The organism is Cohnella cholangitidis (assembly GCF_014107495.1).
Classification (GTDB): Bacteria; Bacillota; Bacilli; order Paenibacillales; family Paenibacillaceae; genus Cohnella; species Cohnella cholangitidis.
The window spans coordinates 3,405,163-3,426,128 of the sequence record NZ_CP041969.1 but is presented as its reverse complement, the minus strand read 5'-3'; the positions used below and the strand labels follow the sequence as shown (position 1 = coordinate 3,426,128).

21 protein-coding genes are annotated in these 20,966 nt (G+C 55.2%); 6 read left to right on the top strand and 15 right to left on the bottom strand.

The window, feature by feature from the left end:
• Window position 1: 1 nt before the first annotated feature.
• From FPL14_RS16070 to FPL14_RS16020, 11 genes are all read right to left on the bottom strand, one after another.
• On the bottom strand, window positions 2-880 hold the full coding sequence (locus FPL14_RS16070; RefSeq protein WP_229263535.1) for a carbohydrate ABC transporter permease: 879 nt from the start codon (window positions 878-880) through the stop codon (window positions 2-4).
• Window positions 881-994: 114 nt separating this feature from the next.
• Window positions 995-2,428, bottom strand: coding sequence for a carbohydrate ABC transporter substrate-binding protein (locus FPL14_RS16065; RefSeq protein ID WP_182298593.1), 1,434 nt, complete (start codon window positions 2,426-2,428; stop codon window positions 995-997).
• Between the two features lie 177 nt (window positions 2,429-2,605).
• Complete coding sequence (locus FPL14_RS16060) at window positions 2,606-3,643, bottom strand: helix-turn-helix transcriptional regulator (RefSeq protein ID WP_182298591.1); 1,038 nt, start codon at window positions 3,641-3,643, stop codon at window positions 2,606-2,608.
• On the bottom strand, window positions 3,636-4,178 hold the full coding sequence (locus FPL14_RS16055; RefSeq protein ID WP_182298589.1) for a response regulator: 543 nt from the start codon (window positions 4,176-4,178) through the stop codon (window positions 3,636-3,638). The genes FPL14_RS16060 and FPL14_RS16055 overlap by 8 nt, the downstream gene beginning before the upstream one ends.
• A complete protein-coding gene (locus FPL14_RS16050) occupies window positions 4,171-5,958 on the bottom strand; it encodes a cache domain-containing sensor histidine kinase (protein ID WP_229263534.1) in 1,788 nt (595 codons plus the stop codon). The genes FPL14_RS16055 and FPL14_RS16050 overlap by 8 nt, the downstream gene beginning before the upstream one ends.
• 223 nt (window positions 5,959-6,181) lie before the next feature.
• A complete protein-coding gene (locus tag FPL14_RS16045) occupies window positions 6,182-7,489 on the bottom strand; it encodes a hypothetical protein (protein WP_182298587.1) in 1,308 nt (435 codons plus the stop codon).
• Window positions 7,486-8,580, bottom strand: a complete 1,095-nt coding sequence (locus FPL14_RS16040; protein ID WP_182298585.1) for a DUF58 domain-containing protein — start codon at window positions 8,578-8,580, stop codon at window positions 7,486-7,488. Before FPL14_RS16040 ends, FPL14_RS16045 begins: the two co-directional genes overlap by 4 nt.
• Before the next feature lie 2 nt (window positions 8,581-8,582).
• Window positions 8,583-9,545, bottom strand: a complete 963-nt coding sequence (locus tag FPL14_RS16035) for an AAA family ATPase (RefSeq protein WP_182298583.1) — start codon at window positions 9,543-9,545, stop codon at window positions 8,583-8,585.
• Window positions 9,546-9,653: 108 nt separating this feature from the next.
• On the bottom strand, window positions 9,654-10,526 hold the full coding sequence (locus tag FPL14_RS16030; RefSeq protein ID WP_182298581.1) for an ABC transporter ATP-binding protein: 873 nt from the start codon (window positions 10,524-10,526) through the stop codon (window positions 9,654-9,656).
• 186 nt (window positions 10,527-10,712) lie between these two features.
• Window positions 10,713-11,072 (bottom strand): TFIIB-type zinc ribbon-containing protein, encoded by a 360-nt coding sequence (locus tag FPL14_RS16025; protein WP_182298579.1) that lies wholly within the window; start codon window positions 11,070-11,072, stop codon window positions 10,713-10,715.
• Window positions 11,073-11,153: 81 nt separating this feature from the next.
• Complete coding sequence (locus FPL14_RS16020; protein WP_182298577.1) at window positions 11,154-11,930, bottom strand: YheC/YheD family protein; 777 nt, start codon at window positions 11,928-11,930, stop codon at window positions 11,154-11,156.
• Window positions 11,931-12,093: 163 nt separating this feature from the next.
• Here FPL14_RS16020 and FPL14_RS16015 point away from each other — a divergent pair, with 163 nt between their 5' ends.
• The 4 genes from FPL14_RS16015 to FPL14_RS16000 all read left to right on the top strand — a co-directional run bounded on the left by FPL14_RS16015 (window position 12,094) and on the right by FPL14_RS16000 (window position 15,745).
• Window positions 12,094-13,311, top strand: coding sequence for a phenylacetate--CoA ligase family protein (locus FPL14_RS16015; protein ID WP_182298575.1), 1,218 nt, complete (start codon window positions 12,094-12,096; stop codon window positions 13,309-13,311).
• Between the two features lie 17 nt (window positions 13,312-13,328).
• Window positions 13,329-14,300 (top strand): 2,3-diaminopropionate biosynthesis protein SbnA, encoded by a 972-nt coding sequence (sbnA, locus tag FPL14_RS16010; protein ID WP_182298573.1) that lies wholly within the window; start codon window positions 13,329-13,331, stop codon window positions 14,298-14,300.
• 15 nt (window positions 14,301-14,315) lie between these two features.
• Complete coding sequence (locus FPL14_RS16005; protein ID WP_182298571.1) at window positions 14,316-15,284, top strand: 2,3-diaminopropionate biosynthesis protein SbnB; 969 nt, start codon at window positions 14,316-14,318, stop codon at window positions 15,282-15,284.
• Window positions 15,285-15,367: 83 nt separating this feature from the next.
• Entirely contained in the window at window positions 15,368-15,745 is a 378-nt protein-coding gene (locus FPL14_RS16000; protein WP_182298569.1) for an antibiotic biosynthesis monooxygenase, read from the top strand.
• 231 nt (window positions 15,746-15,976) lie between these two features.
• Here FPL14_RS16000 and FPL14_RS15995 read toward each other — a convergent pair whose 3' ends face one another.
• Together FPL14_RS15995 and FPL14_RS15990 are read right to left on the bottom strand one after the other, a co-directional pair.
• Window positions 15,977-17,899: an ABC-F family ATP-binding cassette domain-containing protein gene (locus FPL14_RS15995; RefSeq protein ID WP_182298567.1), complete on the bottom strand. Its 1,923-nt coding sequence runs from the start codon at window positions 17,897-17,899 to the stop codon at window positions 15,977-15,979.
• Window positions 17,900-17,968: 69 nt separating this feature from the next.
• Window positions 17,969-18,484 carry a DUF1648 domain-containing protein gene (locus FPL14_RS15990; protein ID WP_229263983.1) on the bottom strand — a complete coding sequence of 172 codons (516 nt, stop codon included), beginning with the start codon at window positions 18,482-18,484 and terminating at the stop codon, window positions 17,969-17,971.
• A gap of 175 nt (window positions 18,485-18,659) precedes the next feature.
• On the opposite strand from FPL14_RS15990, the gene FPL14_RS15985 reads away from it, so the two are divergent.
• Window positions 18,660-19,091, top strand: coding sequence for a universal stress protein (locus FPL14_RS15985; protein ID WP_182298563.1), 432 nt, complete (start codon window positions 18,660-18,662; stop codon window positions 19,089-19,091).
• 26 nt (window positions 19,092-19,117) lie between these two features.
• On the opposite strand, the gene FPL14_RS15980 is transcribed toward FPL14_RS15985, so the two are convergent.
• Window positions 19,118-19,738 (bottom strand): methyl-accepting chemotaxis protein, encoded by a 621-nt coding sequence (locus tag FPL14_RS15980; RefSeq protein WP_182298561.1) that lies wholly within the window; start codon window positions 19,736-19,738, stop codon window positions 19,118-19,120.
• Window positions 19,675-19,998, bottom strand: a complete 324-nt coding sequence (locus FPL14_RS15975) for a cyclic nucleotide-binding domain-containing protein (protein WP_182298559.1) — start codon at window positions 19,996-19,998, stop codon at window positions 19,675-19,677. The genes FPL14_RS15980 and FPL14_RS15975 overlap by 64 nt, the downstream gene beginning before the upstream one ends.
• A 111-nt stretch (window positions 19,999-20,109) precedes the next feature.
• Between FPL14_RS15975 and FPL14_RS15970 the strand changes: the two genes are divergently transcribed.
• Entirely contained in the window at window positions 20,110-20,949 is an 840-nt protein-coding gene (locus tag FPL14_RS15970) for an aminoglycoside 6-adenylyltransferase (RefSeq protein WP_182298557.1), read from the top strand.
• The last annotated feature ends 17 nt before the right edge of the window (window positions 20,950-20,966 follow it).

Below are 20,966 nucleotides of genomic sequence, written 5' to 3'. Positions count from 1 at the left end.
CTTAGTGCGACCCCCTTTCCGTCAGTTTGTTGCTGATCAGCGCAAGCAGCAGCGAGACGATGAAAATAAACACGCCGATCGCCATGGCGTAGCCGAAATTCGAGTTCGTAAAAGCTTGGCCGTACAAGTACGTCATCACGACCTCGGAATGGCGGTCCGGACCGCCTGCCGTCATAACCGACACGATCACGAAGCTGATCGTCAGCACGCCGTTAATGCTGAAGATGATCGTGACGCGGATAATCTCCCACAGCATCGGAATCGTAATATGGAAAAATTGCTGGATTCGCGTCGCGCCGTCCAGTCCCGCGGCTTCGTACAGGTCGGGTGAAATGCCGTCGATTCCCGCCATGTACATGACCATGTAATACCCCGCCGCCTGCCAGATCAGCGTCACCGCGAGCGCCCATAGCACCGTCCGCTGGTCGCCCAGCCAGGCCATCGCCCAGTCGCCCAGCCCGAGCAGCTCCAGCCCGGAGTTGACGAAACCCATCGTCGGGTGATAAATAAACGACCATAGAATGGCGATGACCACGAACGATAGAATGCTCGGGAAGAAGAACACCGTACGGTAGAAGCTTTTTTCCTTCAGCTTCGACTGCGTCAGCAGGGAGGCGTTCACGAGCGCGATCAGCAGCGTCAGCACGGGAACGATGAGCATTAGGAATCCCGTGTTGCGCAGCGCCAGCAAGAAAACGTCGTCGTTGAACATGTCCACGAAGTTTTTCAGCCCTATGAACTTCGGCTTGTCGCCTACGCCGGTCCATAAGTACAGCGATTTATGGAAGATCTGTATCGTCGGATAGACTTTGAACAGGAGAAATAACGCCAGCCCCGGAAGCAAGCAAGCCGCGATAAAAATTCCCCTTCTTGTTTTCATATTTATGTTCATGCTCTCACCTGATCTTTCCGCCTCTGAAGATGCAGGAAACCTGCCGGGTTCGTCCAAACGCGCGGCAGGTTTCCGGGATGATGAGACTGTTTTATGGTTTGCTTATTCTTGCGCTCCGTTTTCTTTCAATTCGGTCTGAATTTTCGTGTAGATTTCGAACATTTTATTACCGTATTCTTCTACGGTCATTTGCTTGTTCATGATCGAGGAGATAGGCTTGAACACTTCGTCGCTTGGATTATACTTGCTGCCTTTGGCCACGGATTTGAATGCTCCGTTAACCGTAACGATACCCTCGTCTACCGCTTTGTACACGTTGTACATCGACTCAGAGATGTATTCCTTCGCGATGTCCGCCGCTCCTTTGACCGCGAGCACGGCTTTGGATTTCTCGGCGTTCAGCTTGACGCTCTTGTCTGTGTACAGGTATTTCAGGAATTCCTTGGCCAACTCCGGATTTTTCGCTTTGGCCGGAATGACCATCTGTTCTACGTTCGTCATCGCCATCGCCGGCTTATCCGCAGTAAAGGCAGGAGCGCCGAGGAAGCCGAATTGGAAACCGTCCTCGCGAGGCGCGTCCTTCATCTCGTCCTCGAACCACGTTCCGTTCGGGATAAACATCGCGTCGCCTTGCATGAACGACGTTTGCGATTGAGTATGGTTGAGCGCGATCGTGCCTTTCATCAAGGCATTGTCTTCGTTCGCGATTTTCTCCAACAGGCCCCAAACTTGCTTAAACGTATCGCTCTTCCAGAACTCCGGATCCAGGTTGTAGAATTGGTCGAGCGCTTCTTGTCCGCCCACGCTATAGATCGACGGAACGATGATTTCTTCGAGATAGCCCGGGTACAGCCCTTGATACGTGAAGAGCGCGCGGTCGTTCTCTTTCGCGGTCGCCGTCAGGGCGAACCAGTCGTCCCAAGTTTTCGGTACGGCGATGCCTTTCCCGTCGAACAGCGTCTTGTTGTACCACAAGCCCATGACGCCGAAATTGTAAGGAGCGAGGTACACTTTGCCGTCGCCGTACGGGGAGCTTGAACGGGATTCCAAGACGCCCGGAAGGATTTTGTCCTTCAGCGGAGCTCCGCCCTCTTCCGCGGGTTCGTTGAAGACGTCTGTCAGGTCCAGCAAAGCGTTATCTTTAATGAGTCCGCTGAGAATCGGCGTATTGTCGCTGCCCGCGATGTACATGAAATCGGGCGGGTTGCCCGCGACGATCTTCGGACGGACGAGCTCGGCGATCTTCGGGCTAGCCGTGATGTTGATTTTCGTGCCCGGATAATCCTTCATGAAATCTTCGCTGATCGTGTCCCAATACTCGCGGCCGTATCCGCCTTGGAATACCGCTACGTTCAGTTCCATGTTCTCGAATTGCTTGCCGCCCGCGGACGAGCTGGCCGACGCCGACGGCGACGGAGAATTGGAAGCGGAAGGCGATGCTTCGTTTGAATTGCCGTTGTTAGAACCGCATCCGGCGAGTACCGACATCGCCACGACGGAAGCGGCGACCATCGTTACCCATTTCTTTGGTTTCATTTCGTGACCCCCTTAGCCTTTGATGGTCTCATTATAAGCTTGCGGGGGTTCCGGCCATATTAACAAAAGGCATGAACTTCATGGACGATTTTATTCCGCGCGGAGGCATGAGACTGGAGAAACTATACGATTTCACATTTTTCATCTTAAAATCGTACAGGTTTTACGAGGCGATCTTCAGTTTGTTTTCACGTTTTTAGGCGCGATTCCGTAGCGTTTTCTAAAGAGGCGGTTAAAATAAAACGGGTCCGGAATGCCGACCTCGAGCGCAGCCTGCTTGACCAAGTATTTGCCTGAAGCCAGGAGTTCATAGGCCTTGGCCATTCGGATTTCGTTAAGGTAGGTCAGAATGCTCTGGCCGGTATCGGCTTTGAACACTTGGCAAAGGTAGGGCTCGGACAGCCCGACCCGCGCCGCGACGTCGGCGATCGCCACCCGTTCCGGATAGTGCTCCTCGAGATAACGGACCGCATGGCGGACTTCTTCCCGCGCGTCCGGCTTCAGCGCGGACGCGCCTGCCGATTCGGCGACTTCCTCGGACAGCTCTCGAATCGTTTCCTTCAGCTGCGAATCGGACTCCGCGGCTTCGACCCTTTCCAGCCACGGCTTTTCGTCCCATCCGAGCCTGACCCCGAGCTCCTCCGCGTTCGCCACGCTCCAGATGCCCCCGCTGATCGCGCGTTTCAGCGCGCGCGGATGAATGCGTCTCTCCGCTGCCGTATCGACCAGATTTAACGCGCTTTCCGTCCATAGATCGATCGCGCCGGCGACCGGTTTGCGCAAGCTGTCCCTAAGCGCGGTCTCCGCGGCCCGGAACGGTTCGTCGTCCTTGCTCCCGATCTCGCGATTGGACAAGCAACCCGCCACGGGAAGCGAATAAAAAAGCAGTCCCTCCGCTTGCCGGCTGCGTCGCATCTCGAGCGCCAGCGTTTCTTCGTCCGCCGCGGGGGACGCGTAGATGACGCTGATCTGCACGTTGTAATACAGGGAAGCTAGGCTGGCCAGCCTGCGCGCCAATTCTTGCGGGTTCGCCGCGGCGGCTTCCGAGGCATACGCCGCGGCTAACAGGAATCGCCGCGAATCGGTGCGAATCGCGCGCGTCCAGCGGCTTCCCGTGAACAAGCCGTCCGCCAGCCGATCGAGCGTTTCCCGGAAGCTTCCGATCTGATGGACGCTTTGCTCGTCGCTGCGAACCATTACGACGAAACTATACACGTGCTGACCCGCTTCCAGGAAACGGTCGCCTTGCCACTGCGTAGAATCGGACGGCGAGGCGTCCATCTCCTGAAGCAGGGAAGAAATCCGATTCTTGCCCTCGCTCCGGACGTCCGCCGCCGGCGTTTCCGTCCGGGCTTGCCCCCGCCCGCGTTTCCCCGTCCAACTTGCCGGCCATGTCCTCCAGCGTCTGCATGAAGCTCTCCGTTTTCAGCGTCAGCTTAAGCATATAGTCGTGCGCGCCGCATTTCAGCGCTTCGCGAACCAATTCGAAATCGTTATAATTGCTAAGCACGAGCACTTCTCCGTCGAACCCTTCCGCCGTCAACCGCTTAATGAGCTCCAAGCCGTCCATCTCGGGCATCTTGATGTCCGTAATGACGATATCCGCTCCCGTCTCCCGAACAAGCTCGAGCGCGGAAGCGCCATTCGCGGCCGCCCCGACGTATTCGAAACGGCTTTCGTCCCACCTGATCAATGTCTTAACCGCATGGCGGACGATCATCTCGTCGTCGACGATCACCACTTTAACCATCGTCCCGTTCCTCCTTCGTCAGAATCGGCAACGTAATGACGGTTTCCGTCCCTTCGTTCGGCGCGCTTCGGGTTATGAGACCGTAGCCCGGCCCGAAATGGATGCGAATCCGCTCGTCGACGTTGCCGATCCCGATCCCCGACAGCTTGGCGTGAGACGACGACTTGCGGGCGTGGGCATCTTCCATGTTGAAGCCTTTGCCATCGTCCGCGATAACGATTTTCAACTTCGTCCCCTCCTTGGCGCTTTCCACCCGGATGCCAACCCTGCGGCCGTCTTCACTGCCCGCGTGGAGAATCGAATTTTCGACGATCGGCTGCAAAATGAACTTCGGCACGAGGCAAGCGTACAGCTCTTCAGCGCTCATCGCGAAGCTCAGCTTGAAAGAATCGCCGTACCGGATGCGCTGGATCGTCGCGTAATGGAGCAGGTTCTCGATCTCCGTCTCCAGGGGAATCAACTCCTCCTTGACGAGAATCGTGTTGCGGAGCAGCTCGGACAACGATTCGATCCCTTGCTTGACGGAATCGTTGCCGCTCATCATCGCGCTCCACTTCAGCGAATTCAGCGTGTTGAACAGGAAGTGGGGATTGATCTGCGCCTGCAGCATTTTCAGTTCCGCGTCCCGCTTCAACTGCTGCTCCGATTCCACTTGGATAATGAGCTGCTTCAGCTGTTCGACCATTCGGTCGATCGTCTCCGTCAGCTTGCCCATCTCGTCCGGATAGGACTTCCCGATCTTCGTCTCGAGCTGGCCCATGCGGATCTGGTTGGCGTATTGAAGCAGCGATCTCATCGGGTTATGAATGCTGATATAGATCCACATTGCCAGCATGCCGGACAAGAAGAGCGTAATCAGGCAGATATAGACGATGTTGCCCCGCATCTCCCTCAGCTCCGATACGAGGAAAGAATGAGGGACGAGCCCGATCAAGTACCAATCCGCCGACCGGATATAAGAACTGATCGCAAGCGTCTTGCTTCCGCCCACGTTCGCGTAGAACGCTTCGTTCTTATGCTCTCCCGTCGCGCGGTCGAATACTTCTCTTTTTTCGAACGCTTCGCCGTGAGGGATATCCGGAGATACGGAGGAGACGACCATCCCCTCCGAGTTCGCGAGATAGACGCGGCTTCCCGCTCCGAGATCGACCTGCTCGTACGTATTGCGGGAAAATACCTTCTCGTCGATCAGAATCATGACGTAGCCGAGCTTGTGGTTCAAATTATCTTCGGCGAACACCGCGCGGGTGAGGACGATCCTGTTCGCGCCCCGGTTGGAACGGATATAAGTCCAGGTCGCGTTGCCGGGAGAAGCGTTCACCGCGTCCGTAAGCTTGTCCAGCTGCAGATCCGGATACCATTCGAAGCCCAGGTCGTAGATCGATTGTCCGTCGTTCGTCAGAACGACCACGTTCGTCAGATTGCTCAAGCGAAAAATTTGTTGGCCCAATTCCTCGCTGATTTTCGTTCGCAGCTCGTTTTTCTCGTAATCGGTTAACGAACCGAATTTGGGCAATCCGCCCTGAATGGATTTATTGATTATGATCGTTTCGCTTAGGGTTTCGTATTGCACGAGCTCCCGCGTCAGGTTCTGGGTAAGCTCGGTCAGAATCTGCTGCGAGTAAGCGCTGATCTTGTTCGAGATCGACGACTCGTACTTCATGTTGGAATACAGCGCGACGAATACGACGGGCAGAAGCGAAGTGATGAGAAATGCGGCCAGCAGCCGATGTTTGATCGAGATGCGCCTAAGGAACGGCATGGAAGGGCTTTGAGACACGGCGGACACCTACCCGATTCGTCATTTTCATTCTATTAGGTTATCAGTCTTTCAACGGATAATCCAGAATGGCGCTATGCCGAAGATGCCTCCGTTAGTAGCTGCATCCCGTTACGATAGCCCGAATTGCGGCATGAAAAAAAGCCGTTGCCCGTCACTTAACGCAACGAAACAACGGCTTCCAAGGCGCTCTCCGAATTGGAAACATTTCATTTGCAGCCTCTCAACCCTCGGGTCTCTGCTTGCCGGGCCGGCCTTCCCGCAACTCGCCGACTTCCCGGGACGCGATGTCGTGCGGGCTGTACTTGGCTTTGCCGTACAAGTTCGCCAGCGACCGACGGACGCTAAGCAGCCAGCTCCAGTAGGCTGCTGCCTGCTCCCCGGAAACCGGCGCTTTCCTTCCGGAATGCCATCGCTCGATCCCGTCCAACGTCTCGGTCGGCGTATCGCTGGGTTTGAATCCGTACCCTTCCCGAATTCCGGCCAGCACCGCCTCTTCATAGAGATGCCGCACCTTCTCGGAGTTGCTCAGTCGCTCCCAAGCCTTGCGAGGCTCGTTCTTGCGAAACCAGGCATTGAGCCCTCTCCGCCCGGGCTTCTCTTTCTTTAAGCTGCGCCGTTCTTCGACATACGGAAGCTCCTCCTCCCGTTTCTCCCGAAGGAACCATTCACGGACTTTCCGCATTAAACTCCGCCAAGTCCATTTTCTGTCCTTCCAGCCGAGCCGTAGGAACCAGATCACTCCGCAAGCGCCGATTGCCATAAGCGCCCAGAACAAGTACTCCCATATAACCGACGGTTCGCCTTGCTCCTCGACCAGATCCTCCATCCACTCCGGAATCTCCATCGGCTCGATCGGCGGAAGAAGGGGCTCCTGGATCTGTTTAACCGGTGTCCCGATATTCGCTTGCTTCGGCGTTAGCCATCGTTCTCCGTAGCCGGCGGTAAGGGCGATGACTACCGCTCCTATGGCTAGGAAAACGAGCAAATATTTGCGGCTCGCCGTACGGACGGGTTTCGTTACGATGCCGCTATGAACGCCCGCATTTTCTACTAAGTGCCGATTAAGCGCGTAAAACCAGATCGCTACCCACACGACCGCTAACAGGATAGCAAAGATCCGATAACCGACCCCGGCGCCGTTGTTCGAGTTAATGATCAAACCGGCGCAACAGATGCAGAACGCAAGGCCATAATGCCAATGCCCGAACTTAACGAACCTTCCCCTCCACAGAACGATTCCGAGCCAAGCGAATACCGGAAGAAGATTGGTATACCGACCGATCCCTATTCCGACTAGAGCTAGGAAAGCCAAGATCATGATTATCCTGCGCCATAACGGGGGAAACCGATAAAGCAGCAACCCTAGGACAATGAATAGCAGAACGATTCCCAACGTGACTACCCTATCCCTGACCCCCAAGCTAATCGTTAAGGCCAACACCGCGGGAAGCCAGATCATGAACTCTATGAAAATGCGCAATGCCATCGATCCAATCCCGGAGGACTTGCGTACAGGATCGTCCATCATTGCACCCCCTTGCCCGTAAGCAGAAGCTGTACCGTATTGCCTTGTCCGCGAAGCTCGCGGACGAATTGCTCCTGCTTCCGGTCGACGAAAGCCGAGATAAGCATATAGTTAAGGCCGCTCGTTCGCTCCGCGACCAATTGCTCCAGCAAATAGGTCAGCCCTAGCGTCGTGGCAGGTTGAAAGCCGGCCATCGCGTCCAGCAGCCGTTCCATTTGCATGGCTCCCGATCGGATCGGGAGGCGGAACACCATTCCCGGATGCCCTTCGACGGTTCCGTTATAGAGAAATCCGATTTTCCCGCCGCCGGAAATGATATAATGCGCCGCGGAAGCCGCGTAACTTAGCGATTCCTCGTAAGTTTCCGGAGTGACGCGCACGTTGTGGACGGAATCGTGCAGCTCCGAGTTCAAGATAATCGTCAGGTCGTTGTCCTGCATGCTTTCGCGCTTATGTACGAGAAGCTCCCCGGACTTGGCCGTTGCGTTCCAGTTCACCATCCGAAAGGAATCCCCCGGCCTGTACGGCCTGATGCCCGCAACATAATAATGATCCTCCATGATCGGGCTGTTCATGCTTCTCACGCTTTGCAAATATTTTCTGGCGTCCAGAGGAAAATCGTGTAGTTCCTTAACTCTAGGATAGACGACGATCTCGCAGTCCGCCGGCTGTTGAAACGACTTGCCAGTTACGCCTATGATGTCTCCCAACGAGAGTGTGTAACTGGCGATCCGGTACTTCCCCCTATGCGGACAGACGATTTCGTGTTTGCGCACGATTTCCGTATAAGACGGAACGCTGAACAAGCTGGCATGGTTCTGCAGCTGATCTCCCCGGTTAATCGCCATATCCGCTTCGCGGTGCTTGAACACGAGTTGCGCCGGAAGCTGGGACTCCACGCGCAACCACGGAAGCGGCAGCCGTTTGCGGTTCGACAAAGTCTCGTGCATCCACACCGTCTGGCCGGCGAAAATCCGCGGCGAGCTGAAAGCGCGGACGTACGAAACGGATTTCAGTCCGAACGCGTGGTAATAAAATCGCTGCAAAATATAGAGGATGGCCATCACGAGAACGACCCAGACGAGAACCGCCATAGCTACCTCGACTCCAACGCGGCTTCGGTCGGAACGGGAATGCCGGCAACCAACCGTTCCAGCAGTTGGTCCGCGCGATTGGCTTCGCCCCTATAAGTATCTTTGAGAATAATCCGATGCGCGAAAACCGGCTTGACCAGTGTTTTCACATCGTCGGGAAGGACGAAATCCCTGCCTTGCAGCAAGGCGCGCGCTTGTGCCGCCTTCAGCAGCTGCAAGCTTCCCCTCGGGCTGACCCCGTACGAAATTTCCGGATGATTGCGCGTAACCGATACGATCGCGATCACATAACGGTATACCTCATCGCTAACGAATACCGTCGGCACGAGGCTTTGCAGCTCGATGATTTCTTGCTGGGTGATTGCGGTCTTAAGCGCGTTCAACGGATTATGGCCCGTGAAACGCTTCAATATCGCATGCTCCTCCTCCTCCGTCGGATACCCCATCGAGACGCACATCATGAAACGGTCCAATTGCGCTTCGGGAAGCGGAAAAGTACCGTGATTGTCGATCGGATTCTGGGTTGCGATGACCATGAACGGAGATTCCAGCGGATACGTGACGCCGTCGATCGTCACTTGGCGCTCCTCCATGCACTCCAGCAAGCTGGATTGCGTGCGGGGCGTCGCCCTGTTAAGCTCATCCGCCAGCAATAGGTTCGTAAATACGGGACCTTGCCGCAGTTCGAATCGGCTCGCCTGCTGGTTGTAGAAGTTAATGCCCGTCACATCGGAAGGAAGCAAATCCGCGGTAAATTGAATTCGCCGCATCTGACAATCCAGAGACCTGGCCAGCGACTTAGCGAGAAGCGTCTTCCCCGTCCCCGGCACATCCTCCAGAATGAGATGTCCGGAAGAAAGCAGCGCGATGAGAAGATGCTCTAGCACCTGGTTTTTCCCGATTACGACGGAGCTTACGTTATCGACGACAGCCGCAAGTTTCTGCTGCAGCTTCTGTTTATCCATGACAAAAACACCCTCCTCCGTTTTCTACATTTTAGCAATGTTGGAGAAGGGCGTGAATTGTAAAGATTTCACATTATATTCAGACTTAGTTCCAATAGCGTCCGGCGCTTATGCCATGGCCTCGACTCTTTCCTCGCGGTACTCCTCAGAAGCCGGGGTGCCGCCGGCGGTTTTATCGCTCGCGACGGGCTCCGAATCCTCCGCCAGCCCGTAAGGCAGACATAGAGGCGCGCCCGTACGCGGATCCGGTATGATGTCCGCGTCGATGTTGAATACTTCGCGCAGCATCCGGGGAGTCATGACGACTTCCGGATGACCTTCATACAGAACCGTTCCGGCCTTCAACGCCACGAGATGCTGAGCAAATCTGGCCGCGTGGTTCAGATCGTGCACGACCATAATGATCGTACGTTTCTGTTCCTTGTTAAGCTTCTCGAGCAACGTCATGACTTCCATCTGGTGAGCCATGTCCAAGAACGTCGTCGGCTCGTCGAGCAGCAACACTTCCGTCCCTTGCGCCAGTGCCATCGCGATCCATGCCCGTTGCCGTTGGCCGCCGGACAAGTGATCGACGGGCCTGCCGTTAAACTCCGTCATTCCCGTCGCTTGCAACGCCCAATCGATCATGCGGTTGTCTTCCGCGGACAGATTTCCGAAACCCTTCTGATGCGGGTATCTTCCGAACGAGACGAGCTCGCGAACCGTCAAACCTTCCGGAGAGGTCGGATTCTGAGGCAGAATGGCGAGATGCTTGGCCACTTCCTTCGTCGGTTGGCGATGAATGAGCTTGCCGTCTAAATAAACGCCCCCCTGAGCAGGGGCAAGAATCCTAGCCATGGACTTCAGGATCGTCGATTTGCCTGATCCGTTCGCGCCTACAAGCGCCGTAATCAGACCGTCCGGCACGCTTAAATTCAGCTCCTGCACAATCTGCCGGCTGCCGTATGCAAGGGATAACTGATTGGTGGTTAACCGTGACATTATCGCATTCATCCTCCGTTGAAAACCGTTCTCAATTCATTTCCTTGTATTGAATGATAATCGTTCTCAATGTCGTTGTCAATGAAAAACGGTGATTCGCCATACAAAAAGAGGCCTCCGCAATCCGGCTGCCTCTCTCATGAAACGGCCCCGGCCGAAGGCCGGGCTGTTGTGACGGATGCGTCATTAATCGCCGAACAAGTCGCCGAAAACATCCATCATGCTCTTCTTTTTCTTATACTTCGGATATTGAGAATGGCCGTGATGTTGACCATGCTGAGGATAATGCTGCTGCGGCGGTATATACTGTTGCTGCGGCTGATAATTTTGTTGAGGCGTTTGCGGGACTCTTGGAGCTTCCTGATGTTTCGAATCCCCATAGTACCATTCATTATAGTCCTGACGGACTTCCTTAACGTCCTCCATCAGCTTGTCCAATTCTCCCCGATCGAGCCACACTCCTTTGCACGTTGGGCAAATATCGATCAGAATGCCATTTTTCTCTACTTCTCTCATACGGGATCCTTCGCATACCGGACAGTTCATTAAGCGTTCCTCCCTCATTCAATAGTTTACCCTATCTATTACGAAAGAAACGCGAGTCTGGTTTCTCGGAGTTGAAAAACGTTAACCCCGTTTGGCTTTGTCGCACCGCAATCGATACGTCCGTCCGTATCCTCGGGCAACCTTCACGATATTCCGAAGCATGGACGGGTCCTCCAGCTTCGTGAACGGACAAGGATCGGGTCTCGTATTCACCTCGAGAATCCAAGTCCGATGCTTGTCGTCTACGGCGATATCCAATCCAAGTTCCTGCATTCCGGGATAGGCTTCCGCGAAGCGGCGCGCGGTAGCGTACGCCAGGCGATTGAACGTCTTGAGCAGCCTTGCGGCCTTCGTCCCCGTTGTCCGTTGCAGCATGGATTCCGCGGCGAATATGCTGCCCCCTTGGCTTCCGTTCGTTACGGCTTTGCGAGGGTGGGCGACCCGTGCGACCATGCCCGTTACCTTCCACCCCGCTCTCGTATCTTTCTGGATCATGACCCGATAGTCGGTCGGCCTTCCCCCGTGCCTCAGTACGCGGATCCCCCTCTGTACCAAATATTTTTCGCCGTGCATGTTCTCGCGCAGCCACCGAAACATCGCTTGATACGTGGAAAAAGGGATCCGATCGACTCCCGAATGTACGATCCATTTCTTCTTCGACAGTTCAATCCGCATAACTCCGATTCCGCAAGATCCGGTTTCCGGCTTCACGTAGACCATACCGTATCGGTTCAACGACTGATTCAGCGCGCTATGCGTAAGACGAATCGTCTCGGGAACATGCGCGGCAAGAACGGAAGAGCCGGCCAGCACCTTTGTTTTGATCCATTTGCTAGATACCGCGGTTATCGTATTCATCCGGGCCATCAGCTCCGTTCGTCCAGAATAGGCAGCGCTTCATAGATTACTGTATGGAAATCCGCGTCGGAAGGAAGGGCTGCCGTCTAGGAGCAAAGAAGAACCTGCGTTCATTCCCGACATATAAATGAATAACTATGGCTTCCGATGCGGAGGAAACGAGATGGATAGTGATCTTCTGAGATTGAAAATAGAGCAGACTCTAGACGTATTTCCCTGGTACGCGCAGCTGTTGGAAGATCACGCGGCAGCTCTCGCGACCGTCCGGTCGTTAAGCGAGCTCCCCCTCATGACATCCGAGCTGCTGGAGCGTCACTACTATCGGGAACAGCCCTTCAAGCCTCGGGACAACGTCACCTGTTACCGAACTTCGGGAACAAGCTCTCTCCGTCGCAAAACCATCTACTACTCCGAAGAGGACGAACGAAGATATCTCCGTATTAAAGCCGAGATTTTCAGATGCATTCTCTTGCCCTCCGGCGCGACTACGGCGTTATCCGATATGGGCACGGGCCATGCGGCCAGCACGGCTGTGGATATTTTCGGGTCTATCGGAGTTGAGGCCCAATCTATTGCCTTTCAACAACCGATCGAGGAGCATCTCGCTCGACTCGGAACGCTGCGTCCCCACGTGTTATATACGATGCCATCCATTTTAGACCGACTCTTATCGGCATCCGCGGACGATCCTGCTGCTTGGGGTATCCGACACGTGATCCTTGTTGGCGAAATCGCCTCCCCTGCTTGGCGTTGCAGCGTCGCCGAACGGCTCGGGATAGACCCCCGGAACATTACGGACACGTATGGCTCGATCGAGATCGGCACGATAGCGTACTATTCGCATGAGCATGGCAGATATTTGTTCGCGGAAGGAATCGAAGCGGAGGGCGTTTCCGTCCGGGAATTATTTCAGGATGCCGATCCTTTGCAACAGGGCGAGACCGTTCTAGCGTTATCCTCGCTTACCCGGGATCTCTTCCCCGCATTGCGGTATGTGACGTACGACATCGTGAGGGATTTGCGCCCGATCGTCGTAGACGGGCGTAGGACCATGAGCTTTCAAGCGATCGTCAGGCGAATCGGGCCGGAGCTTAAGCACGGGGAGAAAATTAGCGTCTACGACATCGAAGACGTCGTCTATCGCCATATGAACGAGGCGACCGTTCGAATCCACGTACACGCCAACAAGCTGACCGTAAGGATCGACAGCGAGGATAAGAATCCGCAGCTCTACGCGACAATAGAACGCGAACTGCTGGATCGGATTCCGGAGATCGGCATTATGATTCGGGGCGGAATTCTGGAAGCTCTGCGGGTCATTCCTTCCGATATTGCGTACGACAACAACTTGCCCAAGCACAAAAAAGTATTTTACGACTGAGGGGAGCTGCCCGTCCGATGACCTTGGACATCGATAGGATTGACGGTTTGTGCCGGACGATTGGCCGTACTCCGCTCGTCCCTCTGCGGCGGCTGTTCCGGGACGCGCCATTTCAGGTATATGGCAAGCTGGAGCTTATGAATCCCGGGGGCAGCGCCAAAGACCGCCCCGCCTTGTTCATTTTGCGGGAAGCCGTGCGAATGGGGCATATTCGTCAAGATACGACGGTTATCGAATCCAGCTCCGGCAATATGGCGGTTAGCTTGGCGCAGATCTGCTTGTACTTAGGTCTGCGCTTCATCTGCGTCGTAGACCCGAGAACGACGGACGCGCATCTGAAGCTGATTCGCTGTCTGCACGGAGAGATCGAGAGAGTGGAACACCCCGATCCGATTAGCGGAGATTACCTTCCCGCGCGAATCCAACGCGTTAAGCAGCTGCAGCAGCGGATCGGCAACTGTTACTGGACGAACCAGTACGGCAATCCGAACAATTACCTGGCGCACTACCATACGACGATGCCGGAAATTCTCGAGTTGCTGCCGCGAGTCGATTATTTATTTTGCGGGGTCAGCTCCTGCGGAACGATTCGAGGTTGCGCGGAAAGTCTGAAGGAAGGTCGGCATCCTACGCAAATCATTGCCGTGGATGCGCTCGGAAGCGTTATTTTCGGCGGAGAGAAAAGCTCCCGGCAGTTCCCGGGGCTCGGCGCGGCCATCTCCCCTCCCATTAGCCGCAAGGAACTTATCGATCGGATCGTCTACGTATCGGAACGCGAATGCGTCGAAGGCTGCCGCGACCTCGTCCGAACGGAGTCGATCGTAGCGGGCGCTTCTTCAGGAGGCGTCATCGCGGCCGTTAGAGCGATGAGCGACGGCATTCCCGCCGGATCGGTGTGCGCTGCCATTCTCCCCGACCGCGGGGACCGGTATCTGGATACGGTGTACGACGAAGAGTGGGTGCGACGGCATGTCACCGATGCTTGTTAGAGGAAGAAGGATCAAATGAGATATCTGAATGATAGGCACATCAGGCGAATAGGCATTGATTGGCCTGCCCTTGTTCAACGGATCGAATCGACCTTGCTGCTCATGGATACCCCGGAAGTCGTTCAGCCGCTTAAGCCGTACTTGCGATTCCGGCATCCGGGCAATCGGATCATCGCCATGCCCTCGTTCGTCGGAGGAGAGGCGGAGATCAGCGGCATCAAGTGGATTGCCGGCTTTCCGGACAACGTGGCGCAAGGCAAACCCCGGGCGCACAGCACGATTATTCTTAACGACCCGGCGGATGGCGTTCCCGTTGCGATTATTAACGGCGGTTTGCTCAGCCAACTTCGAACGGCGGCGGTTAGCGCGGTCATGCTGCGCCATTATTTCGCCTTGGAACGCAGGCGCGGCTACAGGATCGGCGTGATCGGCTGGGGACCGATCGGGCAAAGGCATTTGGAAATGGTCATGGCTATGTTCGGCGATAGAGTTGAAAGAGTCAGCCTGCACGATCTGAGAGGCGTCGACCCTGAAACGCTAGGTCCTGATCTTCTTCCGAAGGCGTATATCGCCTCTAGTTGGCAGGAAGCTTATCGGCAGAGCGATATCGTCCTCACCTGCACCTCGTCAACCCGGCGCTATATCGACGAACCTCCCCTTCCCGGCTCTCTGCTCCTGAATATTTCCTTGCGCGAGTACACGCCGAATAGCGTAAGCTCCGTCAAAGCCGTCGTCGTCGATAACTGGCAGGAAGTGTGCCGAGAAAATACCGACATCGAGCAGCTTCATCTGATGAACGGGTTAACCGAGCAAGATACCGTAACGTTGCAAGATGTCGTTTATCGGGGAGCGCTGCGGGAATGGGCTCCCCAAGAGCCTATTTTCTTCAATCCGATGGGAATGGCGGCTTTCGATATGACCCTTTCCGCCTATTATTGGAGGGAAGCCGAGAGGCTGGGCGTAGGCATCCTGTTGGAGGATTGACGTGGACTCCTAATCGATTTTTGATTGCGCCTCAAGTTTGATACACTGGGAAGGTGCACCCACAATCGAAAGGGGATAGAAGGATGATCGTTGCCATTAATACGATAAAAATCAAATCCGGCCACGTAGGCGAAGTCGCCGAGAGGTTTAAAAATCCGAAGGGCGTGCAGCATGCGCCCGGTTTCATCCGCATGGAGCTGTTAACCGAAGCAGGCGAAGAGCACGACGAGCTCAAAGTATGCACCACTTGGGAGAACCGGGAATCGTTCGAGGGCTGGGTGAACAGCGACGCGTTCAAGCAAGCGCATGCCCACTCGCGCCCTAAATCTCCCGAAGGATCCGCACCCGGAGAGCAACCGGGCCATGGCGAGCAACCGGCGGCGAAACCGCCCGGCTCGGGTATCATGCTTGGCGCCAAGCTAAGCGTGCATGAGGTGGCTTTCTCCTACCCGGAAGCGTGAAGCCGTAACTCCATTCCGTGATCTTCCCTATGCCGATACTCATTGCTCATGAGAATGATAACGTTACGCCATAACGCTATTGCTCGGAATCAGTGTCATCGGGCACACAATAGAGCGATGCCATAATGCTATTCCGCCAACCGCGGATCGAATCGAGTCTGGCAACTCAAAAACAGGCGTGAATCCCTCCCCAAGGAAGGATTCACGCCTGTTTTCGCGTATGCACACGTATTACTTTCCGCTCTTATTGGCCGCGATCAGCTCGGCAAGCTCGTTAAGCTCCGTCCAGCGCTCCAGCAGGCCGTCCAACTTCTCGCCGAGCCGTTGCTGTTCTTCCGCCAACTGCTGCAACCGCACCGAGTCGCTGCTCGCTTCTTCCATCTGTCTTGCGACGGCGGCGATTTCTTCTTCCGCTTCCTCGATCCAACCGTCGATTTGCTCGAAATCCTTCTGATCCTTGTAAGACATCTTAACGATGGGACGGTCCTTGCCCTCGGATTTAACAGGCGCGGACGCAGACTTAGCCGGAGCAGAATCCGCTTGCTTCAACGCTTCCTGCCGCTCGGCGAACGCTTGATATTCCGAGTAGTTGCCGACATGGTGCGTGACGACTCCTTCTCCCTCGAAGGCAAGAATGCGTTCCGCGGTCCGGTCGAGGAAATAACGATCGTGAGACACCGTGATGACGACGCCCGGAAAATCGTCCAAGTAATCTTCCAGCACCGTCAGCGTGGCGATATCCAAGTCGTTGGTCGGCTCGTCCAACAACAGCACGTTAGGCGCGTTCATCAACACGCGCAGCAGCTGCAACCGGCGCTTTTCTCCTCCGGACAGCTTGGAGATGACGGTCCACTGCATCGCAGGCGCGAATAGGAACCGCTCAAGCATCTGCCCCGCGGATATCGTGGAACCGTCCGATGTCTTGACCTGGTCGGCCCCTTCGCGGATATACTCCATGACCCTAAGCGATTCGTCCATCTCTTCGTGCTCTTGGCTGAACCAGCCGAGCTTCACCGTCGGACCGAGCTCCACGCGCCCACCGTCGGGCTCAAGCTTGCCGGCGATCAGCTTCAGCAGCGTCGACTTCCCGCTTCCGTTGCGCCCCACGATGCCGACTCTATCTTCGGGCACCGCGATATAGCTCAGATCGTTAATCAGCGTCCGATCTCCGAACCGCTTAACTAGATGCTCGATCTCGATGATTTTCTTGCCGAGCCTCGAAGACGCGATGGACACGTCCATTTTGCCCGCGGCCGCCTTCGGTCCCTGATTCTTCAGCGCTTCGAAGCGGTCGATCCGCGCCTTCTGCTTCGTGGAACGCGCTTGCGCTCCCCGGCGTATCCAAGCCAGCTCGTTGCGCAGCAAATTCTGGCGTTTCGCCTCCGATGCGGCCTCCCGCTCTTCCCTCTCCAGCTTCAGCTCCAGAAACCGGCTGTAATTCGCTTCATAGAAGAAAGCCCTGCCTTGATCCAGTTCGATGACGCGATTGCTGACCCGATCCAAAAAGTAACGATCGTGCGTAATCATAAGCAGCGCGCCCCTGCGTTTCTGCAGCATGCCTTCGAGCCAAGCGACCGAGTCGTTGTCGATGTGGTTCGTCGGCTCGTCGAGGATAAGCACGTCGGATGGTTGAAGCAGCGCCGCCGCCATCGCCACCCTTTTGCGCTGCCCGCCGGAGAACGTAGATACTTTGTCGTTATAATTTAAGATGCCCAGCTTCGTCAGCGCGGTTTTCGCCTCGCTCTCGAGCTGCCATGCGCCTAGTTCGTCCATTCGAGCGTTGGCGGCAATCAAACGTTCCTGCAACCGGGCATCGTCCGGATTCAGAGCTAACGCCTCCATCACCTCGGCATAGTCGCGAACGGCGGCCAATTGCGGAGAATTTCCACCCAGCACATGCTCAAGAGCCGTCTCCTCGGGAGCGAACACGGGATCCTGCGCGAGCATTCGAAGGACGACCGATCGGCCGATCGACACTTTGCCCGAATCGGCGGGCTCCAATCCGGCGATCACTTTGAGGAACGTCGATTTGCCCGTCCCGTTAACGCCGATGATCCCGACTTTATCCCCCGTTTCGATACCGAAGGTGACGTCCTCGAACAGTATTTTGTCGCTGTAGCTTTTCGATATATTTTCAACGGATAGCAAATGCATGGAACATCAACCTACTTTGTCTTAGGAATGCAATAACACTCCGTATCATATCACAAAAAGCCTCCGCGATTATTTCGATCTGAACGCGCGGACGAAATAGATCGCCATCGTGCCGAAGATCGCGATCAGCAATATCGGAATCGACCACATCGACATTCCGTCGCCCTTGCCGAGGGCCGATTGGATGGAAGTCCATTCGATATAGCTGAATAAAACGAGAATTTCGAGGTTTGTCCAACCGATCATTTTTCTCGCCAGTAAATATTGCCTAACCGCGTTCTCCTCGGTGATCGTAACCGGATAGTTATACAGATGGGGAAAGCGGGAGAGAATCGTTAACCCGACATATAAAATCAATCCGATCCCCGGCAGGATCGCCAGCTCCCACTTGCTGCCCCAGCGGTCGATTTCTCCTTTGCCGTTATAATGGGCGGGAACCGTGGCGGGCAGATCGGACCATTGCGCAATCAAATAACCGATCCCCCACAAAAAAGCAATGAGCGTTAGCGCTTGCAGCACCCTTTCTTGCCCCGTAACGGGAATATCGTGTTTAATTCGCGGTTGATTTTGTTTAAGTTGTACCATAAGCACCTATCGCCCTCCTATGAAATGTTCGCAACCTCACTCTAACTATATCGTTTTTCCTGTCCGAAAGGTTACGCCATGAGTGAATTTCTGTAAAAAGAGGGAAACTAACCAAGCGATGCCGAGCAAATAGGGTCTTCCCGCGCGGCACAACGATAAAATGGAGGAATTCATCATGATCTTCACCCACATTCTAGTCCCGTACGATGGCTCCGAACCTTCCGCCAAGGCTTTGGATAAAGCCATTCAAATCGTCAAAAAAGACCCGTCCGCGCAGCTGACCGTAGCGCATGTCATTAATCTGCAGCCGGTGTTCGTCGCCGACATGACGTTCGCCCAGCCCGATAGCTATCAAGAACAGGTAAAGGCGCAAGGCGACGCGGTCATCGACAAAGTACGGGCGATCACGGGCGAACTGCCGAATTCGGACGTAGTCATTCTCGCCGGTTCGCCGGCCCAAGCTATTATCGATTATGCCGAAAACAGCGATTGCGATTTGATCGTCATGGGCAGCAGAGGCCTAAGCTCGTTCAAGGAATTTATGGTCGGCAGCGTCAGCCATAACGTCATTCTTCATTCGCACATCCCGGTCATGATCATGAAATAAGGCAAAAAAAGCCTGACCCTCCGGGGTCAGGCTTTCAAAGATTCCGATAGTTCGCCGAGCCGTTGCGCGAGTTGCGTGACTTCCTGCGTAGACACGACCATCTGCCTGGTCGCCGACGCCTGTTCGTTGCTTCGGCGGGCGCTGTCCTCCGAAGCTTCCGCGACGCTGCTCATCTTGGCTCCGATCCGTTCCGTGAGCGCGGCGATTTTCTCCGCGTTCTCTTTGGATTGAACGGACAGCTTGCGTATTTCTTCAGCAATAATGAGGAACCCGCGACCGAATTCACCGCTTCTCGACGCCTCGATTCCGGCATTCAAGCCGAGAATCTGCGTTTGCCGCGCGACCTGCTGAAGGAAGCTCAGCGTGGACACGATCTGCCCGGATAGCTGCTGCACGTCTTTGATCTGCTCGGCAAGCCGCTTCTCGTTCAATTCGATCTCTCCGGCGGACGCGGCAATGTTTTCGATCCCCCGGTGTATGCCTCGTGCGTTATCGTCCAACTGCGCCGATACCTCTTGAAGGTCGTTCCCGATGCGCTGCGTAAGCTCCCTGTTATGATTGCGAATACGATGCGACAAAGCTTTCATGATCCGCCACGAGAACGAGCTGTCCTCGGCCGCCAGCTTGCGAAAAGCCGTTTCATCCAACGCGATAAGCCGACTGCCCTCCGAGCGACCGCCGTTCCGCTGCGCGGCAGCCCCTCCAGCAAAGACATCTCGCCGAAAAAATCTCCCGGAGAAAACTTAGCTACCGGGATCCGCGCGCCATCCGACTGTACGTACACCTCTACGGTACCCTCTAGAAGGACAAACATTTGTCTTCCGGTATCGCCTTCGCGGAAAATCGTTTCTCCGGCGAGAAGGTTCAACGACTCCCCGTTCACTCTTTCCAGTTCGGTTCCAAGCATTCTCTCACACTCCCTCTATCTCTATTAGTTATATCGGAAGGAGAATTGGAAATCGGTACAGAAAGTCGGTAAACTATTGGCAACTAACTAATATAGGAATCAGGTGACGGGATGAGAAACGAAGCCGAAGTTTTCGGCCAGCTGCTCGCGTTCGCCGAGCAAGACCCGCGAATCAAAGTCGTTCTCCTAAACGGCTCCCGCGTCAATCCGAACGTTACGCAGGATGCTCTCTGCGACTACGACGTCATCTACGGCGTGACGGATATCGCCCCTTACGCGCAGGATCAACGATGGATCGCCCGCTTCGGCGAGTTAATGATCATGCAGCATAACCGAATCGAGGAAGACGATGAACCGTGGGATATTTTCTTGATGCAATTCAACGACGGGATCCGCATCGATCTCTCGTTCCGCAAAGTAGAGCATATCGTTGAGCCCGCGGACAGCTTGACGAAAGTTCTGTTGGACAAGGATAACCGGATGGGCAACGTCGAACCTCCAAGCGACGCATCTTACGTAACAAGCAAACCCGACCGTCGGCAATACGATCAAGCCGTTAACGAAATCTGGTGGTGTTCCACGAACGTCGCCAAGGGATTATGGAGAAAAGAGCTGCCTTATGCCAAGTTCATGCTCGACGTCGTCGTTAGAGATGCGCTGATCAAGCTGCTGACGTGGTACGTGGGAATGAATAGCGGTTGGTCGGCGAACACGGGCAAAGCGGGCAGGTGGCTTGAGCGCTTTTTGCCGGAGGAACTATGGTCCGCCTATGTTCGAACGTACGCGGACAGCGATCTTGAGCACATATGGGACGCGCTTATCGCAACAGGCGAGCTGACCCGAACGGTCGGGGTCGCCGTCGCCGAACAGCTCGGTTACGATTATCCGCACGAGGACGACCGCGGCGTGTCGCGATACATTAACCGGCTTCGGGCGGAGTGCGAGCGGTAGTATAGCTGAAATCAAAT

What these genes read in the sequence shown, in the direction of transcription:
- FPL14_RS16070 (WP_229263535.1), bottom strand. Translation starts at nt 880, where the DNA reads ATGAAAACAAGAAGGGGAATTTTTATCGCGGCTTGCTTGCTTCCGGGG.
- FPL14_RS16065 (WP_182298593.1), bottom strand. Translation starts at nt 2,428, where the DNA reads ATGAAACCAAAGAAATGGGTAACGATGGTCGCCGCTTCCGTCGTGGCG.
- FPL14_RS16055 (WP_182298589.1), bottom strand. Translation starts at nt 4,178, where the DNA reads ATGGTTAAAGTGGTGATCGTCGACGACGAGATGATCGTCCGCCATGCG.
- FPL14_RS16045 (WP_182298587.1), bottom strand. Translation starts at nt 7,489, where the DNA reads ATGATGGACGATCCTGTACGCAAGTCCTCCGGGATTGGATCGATGGCA.
- FPL14_RS16040 (WP_182298585.1), bottom strand. Translation starts at nt 8,580, where the DNA reads ATGGCGGTTCTCGTCTGGGTCGTTCTCGTGATGGCCATCCTCTATATT.
- FPL14_RS16035 (WP_182298583.1), bottom strand. Translation starts at nt 9,545, where the DNA reads ATGGATAAACAGAAGCTGCAGCAGAAACTTGCGGCTGTCGTCGATAAC.
- FPL14_RS16030 (WP_182298581.1), bottom strand. Translation starts at nt 10,526, where the DNA reads ATGTCACGGTTAACCACCAATCAGTTATCCCTTGCATACGGCAGCCGG.
- FPL14_RS16025 (WP_182298579.1), bottom strand. Translation starts at nt 11,072, where the DNA reads ATGAACTGTCCGGTATGCGAAGGATCCCGTATGAGAGAAGTAGAGAAA.
- FPL14_RS16020 (WP_182298577.1), bottom strand. Translation starts at nt 11,930, where the DNA reads ATGAATACGATAACCGCGGTATCTAGCAAATGGATCAAAACAAAGGTG.
- FPL14_RS16015 (WP_182298575.1), top strand. Translation starts at nt 12,094, where the DNA reads ATGGATAGTGATCTTCTGAGATTGAAAATAGAGCAGACTCTAGACGTA.
- sbnA (WP_182298573.1), top strand. Translation starts at nt 13,329, where the DNA reads ATGACCTTGGACATCGATAGGATTGACGGTTTGTGCCGGACGATTGGC.
- FPL14_RS16005 (WP_182298571.1), top strand. Translation starts at nt 14,316, where the DNA reads ATGAGATATCTGAATGATAGGCACATCAGGCGAATAGGCATTGATTGG.
- FPL14_RS16000 (WP_182298569.1), top strand. Translation starts at nt 15,368, where the DNA reads ATGATCGTTGCCATTAATACGATAAAAATCAAATCCGGCCACGTAGGC.
- FPL14_RS15995 (WP_182298567.1), bottom strand. Translation starts at nt 17,899, where the DNA reads ATGCATTTGCTATCCGTTGAAAATATATCGAAAAGCTACAGCGACAAA.
- FPL14_RS15990 (WP_229263983.1), bottom strand. Translation starts at nt 18,484, where the DNA reads ATGGTACAACTTAAACAAAATCAACCGCGAATTAAACACGATATTCCC.
- FPL14_RS15985 (WP_182298563.1), top strand. Translation starts at nt 18,660, where the DNA reads ATGATCTTCACCCACATTCTAGTCCCGTACGATGGCTCCGAACCTTCC.
- FPL14_RS15975 (WP_182298559.1), bottom strand. Translation starts at nt 19,998, where the DNA reads ATGCTTGGAACCGAACTGGAAAGAGTGAACGGGGAGTCGTTGAACCTT.
- FPL14_RS15970 (WP_182298557.1), top strand. Translation starts at nt 20,110, where the DNA reads ATGAGAAACGAAGCCGAAGTTTTCGGCCAGCTGCTCGCGTTCGCCGAG.